Source organism: Noviherbaspirillum saxi (assembly GCF_003591035.1).
Classification (GTDB): domain Bacteria; phylum Pseudomonadota; class Gammaproteobacteria; order Burkholderiales; family Burkholderiaceae_D; genus Noviherbaspirillum; species Noviherbaspirillum saxi.
Map to the genome: position 1 here is coordinate 2168949 of NZ_QYUO01000001.1, position 15634 is coordinate 2184582.

17 protein-coding genes are annotated in these 15634 nt (G+C 57.4%); 8 read left to right on the forward strand and 9 right to left on the reverse strand.

Going from position 1 to position 15634, the window contains the following annotated elements; translation table 11 throughout:
- The first annotated feature begins 1 nt into the window (after nucleotide 1).
- The 5 genes from D3871_RS10110 (at nucleotide 2) to D3871_RS10130 (ending at nucleotide 4522) form a co-directional block, all read left to right on the forward strand.
- The gene (locus D3871_RS10110; RefSeq protein WP_119768775.1) at nucleotides 2-667 is read left to right on the forward strand and encodes a DUF3106 domain-containing protein; all 666 of its coding nucleotides are present in this window, start codon (nucleotides 2-4) and stop codon (nucleotides 665-667) included.
- A gap of 8 nt (nucleotides 668-675) precedes the next feature.
- Nucleotides 676-1179, forward strand: a complete 504-nt coding sequence (locus D3871_RS10115; protein WP_199724819.1) for an RDD family protein — start codon at nucleotides 676-678, stop codon at nucleotides 1177-1179.
- A gap of 195 nt (nucleotides 1180-1374) precedes the next feature.
- A complete protein-coding gene (locus D3871_RS10120; protein ID WP_119768776.1) occupies nucleotides 1375-1899 on the forward strand; it encodes a hypothetical protein in 525 nt (174 codons plus the stop codon).
- A 7-nt stretch (nucleotides 1900-1906) separates the two neighbouring features.
- The gene (locus tag D3871_RS10125; RefSeq protein WP_119768777.1) at nucleotides 1907-3547 is read left to right on the forward strand and encodes a GMC family oxidoreductase; all 1641 of its coding nucleotides are present in this window, start codon (nucleotides 1907-1909) and stop codon (nucleotides 3545-3547) included.
- Between the two features lie 30 nt (nucleotides 3548-3577).
- Complete coding sequence (locus tag D3871_RS10130; RefSeq protein WP_338016835.1) at nucleotides 3578-4522, forward strand: esterase/lipase family protein; 945 nt, start codon at nucleotides 3578-3580, stop codon at nucleotides 4520-4522.
- Between the two features lie 32 nt (nucleotides 4523-4554).
- Here D3871_RS10130 and D3871_RS10135 read toward each other — a convergent pair whose 3' ends face one another.
- Entirely contained in the window at nucleotides 4555-5520 is a 966-nt protein-coding gene (locus tag D3871_RS10135) for a magnesium and cobalt transport protein CorA (protein WP_119768779.1), read from the reverse strand.
- 247 nt (nucleotides 5521-5767) lie between these two features.
- On the reverse strand, nucleotides 5768-6418 hold the full coding sequence (locus D3871_RS10140) for a VOC family protein (protein ID WP_119768780.1): 651 nt from the start codon (nucleotides 6416-6418) through the stop codon (nucleotides 5768-5770).
- A gap of 193 nt (nucleotides 6419-6611) precedes the next feature.
- Between D3871_RS10140 and D3871_RS10145 the strand changes: the two genes are divergently transcribed.
- From D3871_RS10145 to D3871_RS10155, 3 genes are all read left to right on the forward strand, one after another.
- Nucleotides 6612-7082, forward strand: coding sequence for a fasciclin domain-containing protein (locus tag D3871_RS10145; RefSeq protein ID WP_119768781.1), 471 nt, complete (start codon nucleotides 6612-6614; stop codon nucleotides 7080-7082).
- Nucleotides 7083-7307: 225 nt separating this feature from the next.
- On the forward strand, nucleotides 7308-7979 hold the full coding sequence (locus tag D3871_RS10150) for a TetR/AcrR family transcriptional regulator (RefSeq protein WP_119770007.1): 672 nt from the start codon (nucleotides 7308-7310) through the stop codon (nucleotides 7977-7979).
- Between the two features lie 356 nt (nucleotides 7980-8335).
- Nucleotides 8336-8929: an LOG family protein gene (locus D3871_RS10155; protein WP_119770008.1), complete on the forward strand. Its 594-nt coding sequence runs from the start codon at nucleotides 8336-8338 to the stop codon at nucleotides 8927-8929.
- 38 nt (nucleotides 8930-8967) lie between these two features.
- On the opposite strand, the gene D3871_RS10160 is transcribed toward D3871_RS10155, so the two are convergent.
- The 7 genes from D3871_RS10160 to pilM are packed head-to-tail and all read right to left on the reverse strand — an operon-like array spanning nucleotide 8968 to nucleotide 15552.
- Nucleotides 8968-10233, reverse strand: a complete 1266-nt coding sequence (locus D3871_RS10160; protein WP_158597903.1) for a tetratricopeptide repeat protein — start codon at nucleotides 10231-10233, stop codon at nucleotides 8968-8970.
- Nucleotides 10215-11108, reverse strand: coding sequence for an ExeA family protein (locus tag D3871_RS10165; protein ID WP_119768783.1), 894 nt, complete (start codon nucleotides 11106-11108; stop codon nucleotides 10215-10217). The genes D3871_RS10160 and D3871_RS10165 overlap by 19 nt, the downstream gene beginning before the upstream one ends.
- 5 nt (nucleotides 11109-11113) lie before the next feature.
- On the reverse strand, nucleotides 11114-12877 hold the full coding sequence (mshL, locus tag D3871_RS10170; RefSeq protein WP_420799637.1) for a pilus (MSHA type) biogenesis protein MshL: 1764 nt from the start codon (nucleotides 12875-12877) through the stop codon (nucleotides 11114-11116).
- Nucleotides 12874-13272, reverse strand: coding sequence for an MSHA biogenesis protein MshK (locus tag D3871_RS10175; protein WP_199724751.1), 399 nt, complete (start codon nucleotides 13270-13272; stop codon nucleotides 12874-12876). Before D3871_RS10175 ends, mshL begins: the two co-directional genes overlap by 4 nt.
- Nucleotides 13257-13970: a type II secretion system protein M gene (locus tag D3871_RS10180; RefSeq protein WP_119768784.1), complete on the reverse strand. Its 714-nt coding sequence runs from the start codon at nucleotides 13968-13970 to the stop codon at nucleotides 13257-13259. The genes D3871_RS10175 and D3871_RS10180 overlap by 16 nt, the downstream gene beginning before the upstream one ends.
- Nucleotides 13967-14689, reverse strand: coding sequence for an MSHA biogenesis protein MshI (locus D3871_RS10185; RefSeq protein WP_119768785.1), 723 nt, complete (start codon nucleotides 14687-14689; stop codon nucleotides 13967-13969). Before D3871_RS10185 ends, D3871_RS10180 begins: the two co-directional genes overlap by 4 nt.
- Entirely contained in the window at nucleotides 14686-15552 is an 867-nt protein-coding gene (gene pilM, locus D3871_RS10190; protein WP_338016836.1) for a type IV pilus biogenesis protein PilM, read from the reverse strand. Before pilM ends, D3871_RS10185 begins: the two co-directional genes overlap by 4 nt.
- Nucleotides 15553-15634: the final 82 nt, after the last annotated feature.

The window sequence follows — 15634 nt, forward strand, 5'->3', positions numbered from 1 at the left end:
CATGAGGTGGCAGCCGATATCGATTGCCACCCGCCGATTGCGGGCGGCGTTCATTCTGGGCGGCCTGGCCTGCACTACCGCCATCGCTGTAGCTGCATCAGGCAACCCTGCCTCAAGCTCGGCCGGTGTCCCGATGGCCGCGAGTCCGGCTGCTCCGGCAACGAAACCGCCGAATGCCTCAAAACCCTTGTGGGCTGATCTCACGCCAGCGCAACAGCAAGCGCTTGCGCCCCTCGCGGGCGAATGGGATCGGCTGGACGTTTTTCGCAAGAATAAATGGCTCGCCATCGGCAACAAGTATGCATCGATGAAGCCGGATGAGCAGCAGCGTGTTCAGGAACGCATGCACGACTGGGTCAAGCTGACACCCGAACAGCGCCGCCTTGCGCGCGAAAGCTATACACGGACAAAGCAGCTGGGCCCTGACAAGAAAACGGCCGAATGGGAGCAGTATCAGCAACTGCCCGACGAACAAAAGCGAAAACTGGCCGAAGCGGCAGCCGCGAAAAAGAAAATCACAACCCTGCCCTCACCTGCCGCGCAAGGCAAGGCAAGCCAGACCATTCCCCCGATCAAATCCGCGCCCAAGCCGGTGCTGGAACAATCCGTGACGCCGCAAGCGACACCGCAATCCGCAATCCCGGCCGCTGTGCCACCCTCAAAATAAGACCGACGTTGAACACTACTGCAATTCCTACCACCACACCTTCCCTGAAGCGTCGCCTTGCCAGCATGACCTATGAAGCCATGCTGTTGTTCGGCGTGGCCTTTGTTTCGGGCCTGGTATTCGCCACCGCCATGCAGCAAAAGCATGCTCTCTACATGCGCCATACGCTCCAGGCCTTCCTGTTCGTCGTCATCGGCCTGTACTTCATCTGGTGCTGGGTACGAAGCGGCCAGACGCTTGCCATGAAGACCTGGCACGTCAAACTGGTCACGGTGGACAACATGCCGATAGATTTTCGGCGGGCGACGATACGATATTTTCTGGGATGGATGTGGGTGCTTCCGGGGCTGCTTGCAGCGTGGGCACTTGACGTCAAAGACACGACATCGGTTTCACTTCTTATCGGGGGCAACGTGGTGCTGTGGACCCTTACCGCATTTCTCGATCCTCAACGGCAATTTCTGCACGACCGGATCGCAGGCACCCGGATAATTCAAGTCCCTAAACAGTGAGCCCGATGTAGCGGGAACTGAGCAAGTCGGCATACGCACTTTCGGTATTGATGAGGCATGTGCACTCAGCTATTTTGCGCATGGCAATACGAGTGCAAACACGTGGAACGTTCTAGAACGGCACCTCTATTTTTGCCGGATTCAAAGTGATATGCCTTGGAGTACACTCAGCTCAACCCATTTCCGACTACCGCCATGGCAAGCATTGTTGCGCGCCCTACCCGTCGCACTTTTCTGAAAGCCGGCTTCTTCGGCACGCTTGCACTCATGGCTGCTGGCAGCATCTACCGCATTGCCAGGCCGGAGTCCCCTCCCGGCTTTGTCATGCATCCACAGGCACGATCGGCATTGAGTGCAATTGCACCGGTGATGCTGGGCAATGCAATCGCTGAGACGCCTGTCGATATAGACAAGGCGGTATCGCTCGTTGACGATGCGATCTCGGGCTTGCCGCTACGCACCCAGCAGGAAATCCAGAATCTGTTCGCGCTGCTCACGCTCGGACCTTCACGACGCTTCCTCGTTGGCATACCGGATGACTGGCCGCGTGCAAAACCGGAAGACATTGCTGCATTCCTGCAGGATTGGCGCCACAGCCGCTTCGCATTAATGCAAAGCGCCTATCATGCCTTGCACGACTTGATTATCGGTCCCTGGTATGCCGACGCCTCGTCATGGGCGAGCGTCGGCTATCCGGGACCACTGAAAGAATTGAGTTAATACATTCATGGCCAAGTCCGCTTCTTCGTCCCCGATTCCGGATCCCATCCAGGCTGGACTCGCTAGCGGCTGGAAAGTCATCGATGCATCGACGCTGGTCGCCGATCGCGAAGTGGAAGCCGATGTCGCCATCATCGGAACCGGCGCCGGTGGCGGCGTGACCGCCGAAATTCTCGCGCTTGCCGGCCTCAAGGTGGTGCTGGTCGAGGAAGGCCCGCTGAAGTCCTCAAAAGACTTCAAGATGCATGAAGCAGAGGCGTATCCGGAGCTGTACCAGGAATCGGCGGCACGCAAGACTCGCGACAAGGCGATTAACATATTGCAAGGACGCAATGTCGGCGGCTCTACGACTGTCAACTGGACCTCCAGCTTCCGCACGCCCGGCGATACCTTGTCGTACTGGCAAAAGAACTTCGGTCTGAACGATTATTCGGCGGAGTCTTTGTCACCCTGGTTCACGATGATGGAGCAGCGTCTTCATATCGGTGCCTGGGCGGCGGCACCCAATGAGAACAACGATTTGCTTCGACGTGGCGCGGCACAACTCGGCATTCCTGCTGCAGCCATCCAGCGCAATGTCAAGGCATGCTGGAATCTCGGTTACTGCGGCATGGGTTGTCCTACCAATGCCAAGCAATCGATGCTGGTCACAACGATTCCCTCCGCGCTTGCCCGAGGCGCCACGCTGTTCACGCGCACCCGCGCGGACAAACTTCTGTTCACGGGTGACAAGGTACATGGTTTATCGTGCGTGGCGCTGAATGAGCGTGGATTGGCACCGACCGGACACCGTATTCATGTTCGGGCAAAACATTATGTCGTCGCGGGCGGCGCGATCAACTCGCCAGCCTTGCTGCTGCGTTCCGGAGCACCCGACCCGCAGCACCTGTTGGGCAAGAGAACCTTTTTGCATCCAACGGTCATCTCGGCGGCCCTGCACGACAAGAAAGTGGACGCTTATGCCGGCGCGCCGCAAACCATCTACTCGGATCACTTCCTTCAGACGCAAGCGATCGATGGGGCTATCGGTTACAAGCTGGAAGCACCGCCGCTCCATCCGCTTCTGTTTGCATCGACCATGAGCGGTTTCGGTGTACAGCATGCTGCCATGATGAAACAATTTGCACATACGCACGCCTTGCTGGCATTGCTGCGAGACGGCTTTCATGATGAATCGTGCGGCGGCACAGTATCGCTGCAGGACGATGGATCGCCAGTTCTCGACTATCCGATTTCGGCCTTTGTATGGGACGGCGTGCGCCGCGCCTTGCTGAGCATGGCGGAAATCCAGTTTGCCGCCGGGGCAAAGGCTGTGTATCCGGTGCATGAAGAAGCCGATGGTTATTCCAGTTGGAACGCTGCACGCAAGGCGATCAATGCCCTGGCCTATGAACCGCTGAAAACCCGCGTCGTCTCTGCTCACGTGATGGGCGGTTGTACGATGTCGGATGATCCGAAGCAAGGGATTGTGTCGTCTCGCGGCCGCTATCACGAGCTTGCCAATCTGTCGGTACATGACGGCTCCTTGTTCCCGACATCGATAGGTGCCAATCCGCAGTTGTCGATCTATGGAATCACGGCTAAGCTGGCAAGCGGACTGGCTACCGACCTTACCGGCAAGCCACCACCGTCGCTGCCCTTACTCTGACGCATGGTTGCTCGCATTACACGATTACTCTTGGTCGTACAGTTCATTGCCGGTATCGCTATTTATGCCGCGCTTATCCGCTGGTGGCCTCAGCTTGGAATTCCCGGAGCGATTACGTTCAGCGTATCAACGATCGTGCTGGTCCGGATGGCGATTACTGCAAACAATTTCGTTCTTGCATCGCGTACCCGCAGCAAGCTGCCTGCGCATTACGAAATAGGGACGCGCGAATTGCTGCGCTTGTTCTTGCATGAGTTTGCCGCAACCATGTTCACCTCCTCCTGGACCATGGCTTTCCGTGCCTTTTCCAGGCGCGTCCCGGAACGGCCACAAGGGCTGCCGGTCTTGTTAATTCATGGATATGGATGCAATAGCGGCTATTGGGACTCCATGAGCAAGGCCTTGCTGAAGACGGGCATCACGCATCATGCGATCGACTTGGAGCCGGTCATCGGAAGTATCGACGCCTACACCAAACAGATTCATGAAGCGGTCGAAGCATTGTGCCGAGAGACCGGCCATGGCAAGCTCATTGTGGTTGCTCATAGCATGGGTGGCCTTGCCACACGGGCTTATCTGCGCGGGCATGGAAGCGCACGTATCGCAAAAGCAATTACTCTGGGCACACCGCATCGCGGCACGGCACTGGCGCATTTCGGCGTAGGAATCAATACGCATCAGATGCGCTGGACCGCGGTGGAAGAAGAAGGGATCGCTAGCGATTGGCTGTTGCAGCTCGCCGCCGAAGAAAGCAAGGACACATATCGCTTGTTCGTCTCGATCTATTCGCATCACGACAACATCATCTCGCCGCAGACCTCGTCCTGGCTGGACGGCGCAAAGAATATCGAATTCCATGCCATCGGACACGTTGCACTGGGACTGCATCCGCTTATCCAGGCTGAAGTGATTCAGCAAGTCCGTGCGGTGTCGCGCGAGGTGGAGGCTTCGTCAGGCAAACGCGTGTTGGCATGATCTTGCGTCGCACATGAATTTGACCGGGATCGCTAGAGCCATCCGGCCTTGCGAAAACGGCCATACAGGTATGCACATAGCGACGTGATGAATGCCAGCGCGACAGGATAGCCGTATTCCCATCGCAATTCCGGCATCACATCGAAGTTCATTCCCCATAATCCGACGAAAGCGGTAGCGACCGCAAAGATCGCTGCCCATGCGGCGAGCCGCTTATTGATTTCACTGTCGCTGATGGCGACCATCGACAAATTGACCTGAATCGCCGTACCTATCGTGTCGCGGATCGTGTCGATGGAAGCGTTGATCCGGTAAAGGTGATCGTAGACATCCCGAAAGTATTCCTGTGTATTGATGCAGATGCGCGGAACCCTGCCGCCATACAGCTTGCCGACCGCTTCCATCAGTGGCGTTACCGCATGCTTGAGTGTCGTCACCTTGCGCTTGAGCTGGTACAGCTTTTCGATGTTGGCGCGCTCCGAGCCGCTGACGAAGATCTGCTCCTCGATCACCTCAAGCTCGCTTTCGATGGCATCGAGCACAGGGAAATACCGGTCGACCACCGCATCCATCAATGCATAGAAAACAAAGGCCGCCCCCTGTTTCAACAGATGCGGTTCACGTTCGCAGCGGGCGCGCACGCCCAGGAAACCTTGCGAGCTGCGATTACGTATCGACACCACATAATCTTCTTCTACAAATACATCCAACTCGCCGACGACGAGTTCACCATTGACCATTTCGACCATATGCATGACGCCGAACAGGGATTCGCCATACTCTTCTATCTTCGGACGCTGATGGCCGTGCGCTGCATCTTCCACTGCCAGTTCATGCAAAGCGAACTGCGATTGCATGCGCTTTAATTCATCCGGCTCGGCATCTTTCAGCGCAACCCAGACAAAGCAGTCCGGCCGTGCAAGAAAGCTGCCAATCTCATCAATGGCAACATCGCTGAGCCGCTTTCCATGTTGATATGCAACGCAATTGATGAGCATGCAGGCACTCCATCAAGAATGAGTCAGGTGCAAATTGGTAGTCGCTAGAGCCCTTTCGTCCTGAATGGACCAGGCAAGGCCGAGGCGATTTGCTTGCGGAACAAGGCGCGGTGACGCGACATGGCGAGCCATGGCAAGGAATCGCAACGCCGTGCCGCAAGCAAATCGTCCGGGATTGACGGTACAGTCAGGACGAAAGGGCTCTAGCTTACCGTGGAAACCATCAATTGTTTCCGATGGAAATCAATCAGGAGATTATCTTCACGCCTGTCGGTGTCGATATATGGGCGATCAAGCCGGGATCTTCGCCTGCTCCGGCTTGTACCGCACTGAGCCGCGCATCGGTAATGCCGAGTTGGCGCCATTGATTCAGCAGTCGTTCGGGATCGGCATGTCTTGCCTCGAGTTTGAGCAGTTCACGGCCCGATACCGGCAAACCCCTCACTGGATGCACACCTTGCGGCCACTGAATCAGGGACGGTACCGCTCCGTGTTCTACCAGTGCGCCATCCGCGCGAATCGTTATCTGCCAATGAAGCGACCCGCGCTGCATGGCGCGGACTTCGCCCAACGCCGGCAAGGCCGCGACCGCCGCATCGATTTCAGATGTATTGCAGGCAAAGGTCGCCAGGAAGGGCCTGGCACGCACGCGTGCATGCTGGGCCGGATCGTCCATACCGAACCAGCGCGCCCGGTCTGGCGCCTGTGCGGTCGGGTTGATGGAAATGACTTCGAGATAGCAATCATCACCCAGCCGCAAGAGCCGGTTGTGCGTGCCCATGCGCTGATGTTCTCCTCCGCCTTCCGGACGAACGCCAAGCATCGATTCGCAGTGATCGCAGCCTTGTTCCAGATTGTCTGCAACAATAACAAGATGGTCCAGCCGGACGGTCGTCATGCCTGCTCCTATCAATATGGGTACGTCATATGCTTGCATTATGGCAGCGTCGTTTCAAAATTTCGAACCTGCCAAGGATAAAGGAACTTTTCAAGCCGTTTGCAAACTGACAGGAAGGACGCGATGCACCGCCAGCGTTGCGGCACCACTCATGCCGCGCACACCCATCTTTCCTCTCAACAAGGAGTAAAACATGAAGCGGATCTTCGCTGCATTTGCATCGGCCATTGGGGCCTTGCTTGTTATCTTGCCGGCATCTGCGGCGGACATTATTGAAACCGCCTCGACGACACCGACCTTCAAGACCTTTGTATCAGCAGCAAAAGCTGCGGGGGTAGCCGATACCCTGAAGAATTCCGGCCCTTATACGGTATTTGCACCAACCGATTCCGCTTTCGATAAACTGCCGCCCGGCACGATGTCGGAGCTGATGAAGGATAAAGCCAAGCTTGCGGAATTGCTGACCCATCACGTCGTACCCGGCAAAATTGCCGTTGCTGAAGTCAAGCCGGGCAAGGTAAAAACGGTCCAGGGACAGGAAGTGACGCTGAAAAACGATAACGGCAAGGTGACTTTCGACAATGCAAACGTCATCCAGAGCGACGTGATGGCGGATAACGGTGTGATCCATGAGATCGATACGGTTATTCTTCCCCAAAAATAATGATCGATAGTTACAAGAGCGATACTCAGCTATTGCCGACACAACCGTGAATCTGCGCCCCGTGACAATCTACGGGGCGTCGTTCCGCTCTGTAAAGCATAAATCCCAAAAAGCTCGCTTGATACCCCAAAAATTGCGTTGCGCTGAGGCGCCGGCACGTATCTGTATCGATTTATCGATGATATGCTTGCCGAAAAACGACAACACCTCTGGGAGGCAGCCAGCATGCAACAAAAAGCCCCTCGGCGCACACGCGAGCGAATACTTGAACTGTCGCTTCGACTGTTTAACGAGTTTGGCGAACCGAACATCACCACGACCGTCATTGCCGAAGAGATGAATATCTCGCCAGGCAATCTGTACTACCATTTTCGCAACAAGGACGATATCGTCAATTCGCTCTTCGCACAGTTCGAAGCGGAGATCGGCCGCATGCTCGCGGTACCGGCCGACCGCCGTCCGAACATCGAAGACGTCTGGCTCTACCTGCACCTGATGTTTGAACTGGTATGGCGTTACCGGTTCTTTTACCGCGACCTGAGCGATCTGCTGTCGCGCAACCGCAAGCTGGAACTCCACTTCAAGCAGATTCTGGCCCACAAGATCAAGGTCGCGCAGCAGTTATGCCAAGGCTTGCGTGCCGACGAGGCGCTGGAGGCGACCGACCTGGAGATCGATGCGCTGGCGACAAACCTGGTAGTCGTGGCCACATATTGGCTGTCGTATGAATACGTGCGCAATCCGCGCAAGTACAGCGAGCAGGAAGCCATGGCTGAAGCGCTGGCGCGCGGCTGTTACCAGGTACTGTCGCAGATCGGCCCCTATCTGCGCGGCGAAACCCGTCTGCGGTTCAACAAGCTGGCCGAAGACTATCTCAAGAAGCTGAAGGCGCCTTAGTACTACTGCGTCACAAAACATCACTGTCCAGTTCCCTCCCCCTTGCAGGGGGAGGGCTAGGGGCGCCCGGCGTAGGGCGGGGGTAGAGTGGTTGCGCTAACGATTGCGCCGATTCGACCTCTCTACCCCTACGCGGGCCGCCCCATCCCAACCGTCCCACCTCGCCGCTGGTAAGCGGCTTGGATTCGTGCGGCGCAAAGCATGCTTTGCGAAACCCCGCACTTATCCCCCTGCAAGGGGGAGCACGTCGTGACGCAGTAGGACTAGAGAGTTTCGGCCTGCCTGCTTACCGCTATACTGGTGGCAATTGTCGCCGTATCGTACGGCGGCCTTTCCAAAGCTTATTCATGTCTGAAATGAAATCACTCTGTGTCTATTGCGGTTCGTCCGCCGGAGCTTCCCCGGTCTATGCCGATGCCGCACGCATGCTGGCAAAAACCATGGTGGATGAAAATATCTCCCTGGTATATGGCGGCGGTAACGTCGGCCTGATGGGCATCATCGCCGATGAAGTATTGCGCCTTGGCGGCGAAGCCACCGGCGTTATCCCCAAAGCCTTGATGGATAAGGAGGTCGGCCATGTAGGCCTGACACACCTGCATATTGTCAAGGACATGCATGAGCGCAAGGCCTTGATGGCGGAATTGTCACATGGCTTTGTTGCCATGCCGGGCGGCATAGGAACGCTGGAAGAATTGTTCGAAGTGTTCACCTGGTCGCAGCTCGGTTTTCACGACAAACCGATCGGGCTGCTGAACGTCAATGGCTTCTATGACGGCCTGATCGGCTTCCTGGAACATGTGATCGAGGAGCGCTTCCTGCGGCGCGAACAAGCCTCGCTGCTGGTGCATGCGGCCGAGCCGCTTGATCTCGTCGAGCTGCTGAAGACTTACCGTCCACAGCGGTATGAAAAGACTTTTGATCGGGTGACAGCAAGCAAAATAATTTAAGCCGGTTGGCGATCCATGCCGGCGCAATCATGCCGGCGTCAGCGCTGGAGCTGACTTAATCTGGAATCGACGAAAGCCTGCAGTTCCGGCGACAAGCCATTGCTGGATTTGGCGCGCCTGAACGCTTCCTGGGCATCGGCAATCTTTTGGTCCGCCTGCAGCGAGATGCCCAGACCCATCCACCATACGCCGTTTTGCGGCGACTTCTGGAGAGCCAGCAGATACTGGTCAGCGGCTTTCCTATGCTGACCATCGCGCTGGAGCAGAGCCGCCAGAAAAGCGAGGTAGTCGGCCCGTTCTCCCGCATGTTGGTGTCCGCGCTCCAGGGTCTCGATGGCCGAACGCAGCTCGCCTTTTTCGAGTTGAAGGCGGGCCAGGATCATGGCCAGGCCAGGCTGGGCCGGATCCACGGCCAGGCCTTCACGGGCAATGCGCATTGCGTCATCGGCACGCCTGTTTTCGATCAGGACGCCGACCAGCATCTGCCGGGCAGCGGCATGCCGGGGATCGAGCTGCAGCGCGAGATCCAGGCCAGCGACCGCTTCTGTCGTTCGGCCTTGCTGAAGTGTCTCAATGGATTTGCGATATTCGTTTTCGGCACGTTGCTGCGCTGTGAATTCCTTGACCTGCTTGCCGGCGCTCGCCTGTGAAGGCGATTCTCCAGGTGTGGCCGACGAATTGGATGCGGCTCTTCCGGCCGATGCCGGTTTTACGCGATCAGGCTCGGACACCGTTACGGTTTTTTCGACCGTACTGCGTACGGCCTCCGAACGCTTTACCTCGTCTGTTTTGGCAGCTACAGTATTAGACGGATTGGCATTGGGCTTTGCCTGAGGGGCTGGATTTTCCTTGGCGGCGCCTGCACCGTCGACCGACGCGGCCGCTGGGGCCGGCGTAGCTGGTTTCGAAGAAACCGTCACGCCTTGCGGTACGGCTTGCGCGCGCACCATGTCCGGATCAGGCGCCAAGGTTTGCATCGCAGACACGTTAATGGCTGGAACTGCCGCTGATGGCGGCATTGCTATGGTTGACCGTGCACCTGCATTCATCGCGATGTCCGACTTGACGGGCAATCTTGCTCCAAACATCTGGTCGACAAGCGGCGAACGCAACAGTACCCATGCAAGCAGGCCGGACAACACGGTTGCCAGCGCTCCGGCAACCCACCAGGCCGGATGTATACCCTTGCGACCCGGCACGGCTCGTATCTGCTGGCCGTAAGAGTCGGTTCCGGTCACTTCGGAGCGCCGAGCGTCCAGATCCTTGAGCATTTGGTTGATCAGGCTCATTGGAAGTACACCCATCCCATTCCTGTTCCTGCCACGACCAGCGCAGCCGCACCGAGCCATCGCCACGGCGATGCGCGCTTTCTGGCCGCCCCGGTATCGCTTGCCGCAGCCTTTACGTGGCGGGCATTTACCTGCTGCTTGCCTTCTCCGTAAGCCAGCATCAAGGCCTTGTGCGCAAGAATATTGACCAGCCGCGGAATACCCCCGCTCGCGGCAAACAAGCCCTTGATGGCACCACGGTCGAACAAGCGGCTTCCGGAATATCCGGCGACGCTGAGTCGATGCGAAACGTAGAACTCCATGTCTTCCTGTGACAATGGGCCAAGGTGGTAATGGAAAGAAATGCGCTGATTGAGCTGGCGTATCGCATCCTGGTCCAGTTTCTTGTCAAGCTCGGGCTGGCCAAACATGACGATCTGAAGAAGCTTGCGCTTTTCTGTCTCCAGATTGGTCAGCAAACGTAGCGCTTCAAAGGTTTCCAGCGGCATGGCCTGTGCCTCGTCCAGACAGAGCACGGTACGCTTGCCATCGCGCGCCAGCACCAGCAGACGATGATTAAGCGACTTAATCAGTTGATGCTGGTCCACATCCTTCTCTTGAGGGATTTCAAGTTCATCCGCCAGCGCCAGCATCAGGGTACGCGGCTCGAGATACGGATTGGGAATGTAGGCAGTCACGAAACCCTTGTCGAGAGCCGTCATGAACTTGCGGCAGATCAGCGTCTTGCCAACGCCTACCTCGCCCGTGATCTTGATGAAGCCCTCGCCATTCTTGACGGCGACCAGCAGCGTATTGAGCGCTTCCTGGTAGTTGGTGCAGGCGAAGAAGAAGCTGGTGTCCGGCGTAATGCCGAACGGTAGCTCGCGAAGGCCAAAATGAGACGTGTACATGCTGATTACTGCGAGACCGGACTTCTTGGAGCCATTCCCTGCACTCGTTGTTGGGTATCCATCACGTCCTGGGCCCAGGTTGCACTTCCCTGAACAATGGTGGGCTTGAGGAGAATGACAAGTTCCCGCTTCTGCGTTGACTGGTTGGTATTGCGGAATAGCGCACCGATGCCCGGGGCATTGCCCGCACCCGGCAGCTGCGAACGGTCGGATGCCGTGGACTGCCGCATCAGTCCGCCAATGGCGACGATTTGCCCGTCCTGGCCGCGCACAACGCTATCCGTTTCGGAGATCGTGCTGGATGCGAGCGGCAGGCTGAAGGAGCCGGCTGCTCCGAGGTTCAACGGTTTATCAACGGTCGTCACGTTGCTGACCGAAGGATGGATATGCAGCGTGATGTTTCCGTTCTCGTCGATCTGCGGTGTCACGTCGAGCGCGACGCCCGAGAAGAACGGTTGAACGGTAACGGTGGGACTGGTCGTGCTGCTGGTGCCGACCGCGGTCGTCGTGGTACTGACGTTGGTAACGAAGAACTCGTCGCGTCCTACCTTGAGGACCGCCTTCTGGTTGTTGAGCGTCGCGATGCGCGGACTCGACAACACATGCACATGGCCCTGGGTCTCGAGAAATGAAATCAATGCTGCGAAATTACTGGTCTGGAACGCAAGCCCGAACAGGGATCCGGCCGCGCCGCTGGGTGCCGCCAAGGTAAATCCGGGAATGCCGATCACCGAGTTAGCGTTTCCGCCCGTGAGCGGTGCTGAGGCGCTGCCGTCGCGCGGCCGCGGCGAAAGCGTCGCGCCGGGCGACACCATGCCCAAAGAAGCACGGCTGTTGCTGGAAGCATTGAGAGACGCGAAGGACGCCCAGTTGATACCCGACTGGAATCCGTCGCTCAGCTCGACCTCCAGAATCTTGGCATCGATAATGACCTGACGGTCGACCGCCAGCTGGGTCGCCTTCAGATAAGCCGACACGTTGCGCAACTCATCCCACATCGCCCGAACCAGCACGACTCCGGACTGGGGGCTGATGACGACGCTACGCCCTTCCTTGTTTCCGACGATGGCTTCAAGCGACTGGCGAAGCTCGCTCCAGAAATCGTTTGTCGATGACGTGCTGATCTTGCTCGAATTGAGCGTCGTGGAGATCACTCCCGGCGGTTGTCCCGGGAGAGATGGCGTTCCGGCGTTATTGCCTGTGCCGGCACCGGGACCACTGGATGAGGTGTCGCTGACCGAGCCAGAGGTAACCCGAATATCTGACGTACCCTTGCGGCTGCCGGTCAGGTAGTTGACCTGGAAGACCTTGGTCTGCAGGGTCAAAGGTTTGACATAGATGCGGTTGCCTTCGATCTTATAGTCGTAGCCGTACAACTCGCGGATCGCATCGAGCGCCTCAAGCACCGTCACATCCTTCAGATTGACCGAGATGTTCCCCGAGACGTCCGGATGAACCAGCATGCTGTACTGCGTACCGGACACAATCCCCATGAAAAACTGCGCGGCCGGTACATTGTTGAACGTCACCCCGAAACGCTCTTCCAGAGGCTGCCGGGGTCTGGGCACCTCGATCTGGATAGGAGGAAGCAAGGCAGCTGCGACCGCGTCAGGCTGCGCAACCTGGGTAGTCGGCCTGGCGGATGCCTTGGACAATTCGGCATTGATCAGATTGAAGGTGTCGTGTCGTGGGGGGGCGGATGTACATCCGGCCAATCCCAGAATCACTATGGCTGATGTAATTTTGTGCACGCTGTACCTTACCATCATTGAGGTCTGCTGCCTGTTCTTGTGCTGTTGCTGCGGCCCTGCTCGGCCTTCCTGTCGACCTGAGGTAACAGCTTCAATGTCTGTACATCCTTTCCATTGCGCAGAACGACTTCATTCTCCGTGATTTTTACTACTTGTGCTTCGCCCACCTTGTCGCCAACATGAACAATCTGCCCGCTGATCGTGGCCACGCGTCGCTTGGGTGATATCAATATCGATTGCAGCTGAAGCGCGGCCGGTGCCTCGTCGGTCTCGGGCGTCTGCTTCTGAAGTGCCGCGGGAGGTCGGGTCGGGTCGGGTAATGCCTGCGCTCCTGCCGTCATAGCCGATATTGCCATCAAATAAATTGTGGCTATTGTGGCTCTTTTAATTGTTTTACTCAAATGTTGAGCCATTTTTTATCCAGGCTGAGCGTGAAGAGAGTCAGCGTCAGACTCGAATCAGGATAGGCTTCGACATTGAACTTGGCTTTGGCCCAGAACAGCCGCCATGGCATGCGCTCGAGCTGATCGAGGTAGTTCGCGATATCGGCATAGTTGCCGACAACGACAATCTCGACGCCATGTTTATATACCGCGCTCTTGGGCTCCGCCTGGTCCGCCTGCTCCTTTTGCGCAGGTTTGGCGGCCTGGGGCCCACCGGCAGGGGGGGCTGCTTCCAAGGGTTCGTTCAACGACGATACCGGCAGCGTCTTCAAGGACTTCAACCGGAGCCGGCCGTCACGCTTGAGCAGATCCTCCAACAACAGGGGCATCTTGTCCGGTGACACGAGGCCATGTTGCATCCCGGTGAACTCGCTCTTCATTTTTGCCGATTGCTGCAGCAACTGCTCCAGGCGAAGCCGGGTTGCCGCATCCGGGTCGACGTCGTGCGACATCACGCGCTGCCGGATTTCGGCCTGCATTGCCGCGATCTGCTGCTGGTTCTGATTGACCTGCTGGGCCAGTTTCTTTTGTTGCGAAAACTGCGGGTCGACCAGAAAGCTGTTGACCATCGATACCAGGATGAGCGCGGCAATGCCGAAAGCCATTGCACGTTCGCGCAAGCTCAATGCATCGATTCTGAGAGCCAGTTTTTGCCAGTATTCTTTCATTGCGCCGCTCCCAAACCGCCTGCCGCGCCCTCGACCGCCGGGCCGGCCTGCCTGCTTGCATCCGATGGCACGCCGGAAGACTTTAATACAAACTCGACATAGCGCGCGGGGATCCGCTTCTGCGCGCTGGCGGCCGACGGGTTCGCAGTGGTATCAGGCGGCGTATCGACCTCGGGATTCACCATCGTCAATTGCGAGAACGACTTGCCCTGCATGACCGTCTCCTTCTTGAGGCGGCTGATATACACAGGCACCAATTCCGGCTGCAGGGCGCGGCCGCGCAACTCGAACTCGTTCGCAATACCGTCGATGCCGAAGCTGGTCAGCCAGAGTCCATCGACAATCTGGTGCGAAAACGCGCGCAGGTAGGCGGCGTAGCCGTTGGTATTCCCTACGCCTCCACGCCGCACGAAATCATATGTCTGGGTTTGAGAACGCAATTCCGATTCGACTTGCTGCAGTTGCGCTTCGAGTTCCTTGCTTTTCTGTCGGGGCGCGTAATCGGCGCTGACCTTTGCCAGTTGCGCCTTGGTGGAACCCAGCTGGGTTGCCGTGGATGCTGCCTGGTCCTGGATCGCTCCCAGCTGCATTTGCGCATAGCCGGCGACGACAAAGGAACCGAGCAGGATCACGCCCAGCCCCTGGGCCATGGTCACCGCTGAAAAGTGCTTTTTCTGTTTGAGAAAAATCGGATTGAAGAGATTGATCTGCTGACTCACAGCGTCTTCTCCTCGTGACGCAAGGCCGCGCCCAGCGTCATGAAATAGCGCTGCTGCGACTGGACCGAGCCAAGATCTGGGATCTTTGTGATATCGACGATCGATCCCAGATCGACGGTTTCTACAGGAATGTAGAGATTCGACGAAAGATAGCTGCGCAAGGACTCGCCCGCCTCGCCCAGTGGAGACAGAAACAGCCTGGCTACCGTGACGAACTGATATTGCCTTTCGAAGTGATCCAGGGAGCGCTGCAATTCCAGCGTGATTCTTTCGTGGCAGGCAACGCGGTCATCGCCGTAGGTTTGCTGCAACTGTGACAGCGGCACTTCGATGCGCCGGGTCAGGTAGAGCTCACCCGAATAGGTGACCGTCAACAATCCGCCCTCCGCATCGAAGGACAAGAACGCCACGCCGCGCCCTTCAGGCTCCAGCAAGGCCGAGATATTGCGTTGTGCCATGTCAGGGATATCGATGACCGACAAGGGAATCTTGACGCTTCCCAGAAGTTCCTGCCGCGTCTTGATGACATTATTGCGCGCAGCAACCGCGTACATGCTGTTGGTGCGGCTTGATGCATTCTTGTCGGACGGGACGGCAAGCACGTCCACAGTGGCGTCATCGATATGAAAATCCAACATATCCTTGATACGCCAGCGGATCGCTGCCTTGAGTTCTTCGGGAGGCACGGCAGGAGCCTCGACGGACAGCATCTGGTATTCGCGCGCGCCCAGCAGGGTGGAACACTGGTAACGGGAAAGATTGCGCTCTTTGCCAAGCTTGTCCAATGCATCAGCGACGGGCAGTTTTTCAAGCGGCTGGAAGACGGCGCACTCGACGCTGGGTTTGGCATTTGGCGGTCGCACAACATGGACCGCGCAAATGCCGTCCGTGTGCAAACTAACGGCCATCCATCCCGGATTTTTTTTAGTTTTTGCAAAGGAAAAC

Bases quoted from the DNA above. Each gene is read 5' to 3' on its own strand.
- D3871_RS10160 (WP_158597903.1), bottom strand. From the start codon at position 10,233: ATGGGTGTACTTCCAATGAGCCTGATCAACCAAATGCTCAAGGATCTG.
- D3871_RS10165 (WP_119768783.1), bottom strand. From the start codon at position 11,108: ATGTACACGTCTCATTTTGGCCTTCGCGAGCTACCGTTCGGCATTACG.
- mshL (WP_420799637.1), bottom strand. From the start codon at position 12,877: ATGATGGTAAGGTACAGCGTGCACAAAATTACATCAGCCATAGTGATT.
- D3871_RS10180 (WP_119768784.1), bottom strand. From the start codon at position 13,970: ATGAAAGAATACTGGCAAAAACTGGCTCTCAGAATCGATGCATTGAGC.
- D3871_RS10155 (WP_119770008.1), top strand. From the start codon at position 8,336: ATGAAATCACTCTGTGTCTATTGCGGTTCGTCCGCCGGAGCTTCCCCG.
- D3871_RS10140 (WP_119768780.1), bottom strand. From the start codon at position 6,418: ATGACGACCGTCCGGCTGGACCATCTTGTTATTGTTGCAGACAATCTG.
- D3871_RS10150 (WP_119770007.1), top strand. From the start codon at position 7,308: ATGCAACAAAAAGCCCCTCGGCGCACACGCGAGCGAATACTTGAACTG.
- D3871_RS10145 (WP_119768781.1), top strand. From the start codon at position 6,612: ATGAAGCGGATCTTCGCTGCATTTGCATCGGCCATTGGGGCCTTGCTT.
- D3871_RS10125 (WP_119768777.1), top strand. From the start codon at position 1,907: ATGGCCAAGTCCGCTTCTTCGTCCCCGATTCCGGATCCCATCCAGGCT.
- D3871_RS10120 (WP_119768776.1), top strand. From the start codon at position 1,375: ATGGCAAGCATTGTTGCGCGCCCTACCCGTCGCACTTTTCTGAAAGCC.
- D3871_RS10175 (WP_199724751.1), bottom strand. From the start codon at position 13,272: ATGGCTCAACATTTGAGTAAAACAATTAAAAGAGCCACAATAGCCACA.
- D3871_RS10135 (WP_119768779.1), bottom strand. From the start codon at position 5,520: ATGCTCATCAATTGCGTTGCATATCAACATGGAAAGCGGCTCAGCGAT.
- D3871_RS10110 (WP_119768775.1), top strand. From the start codon at position 2: ATGAGGTGGCAGCCGATATCGATTGCCACCCGCCGATTGCGGGCGGCG.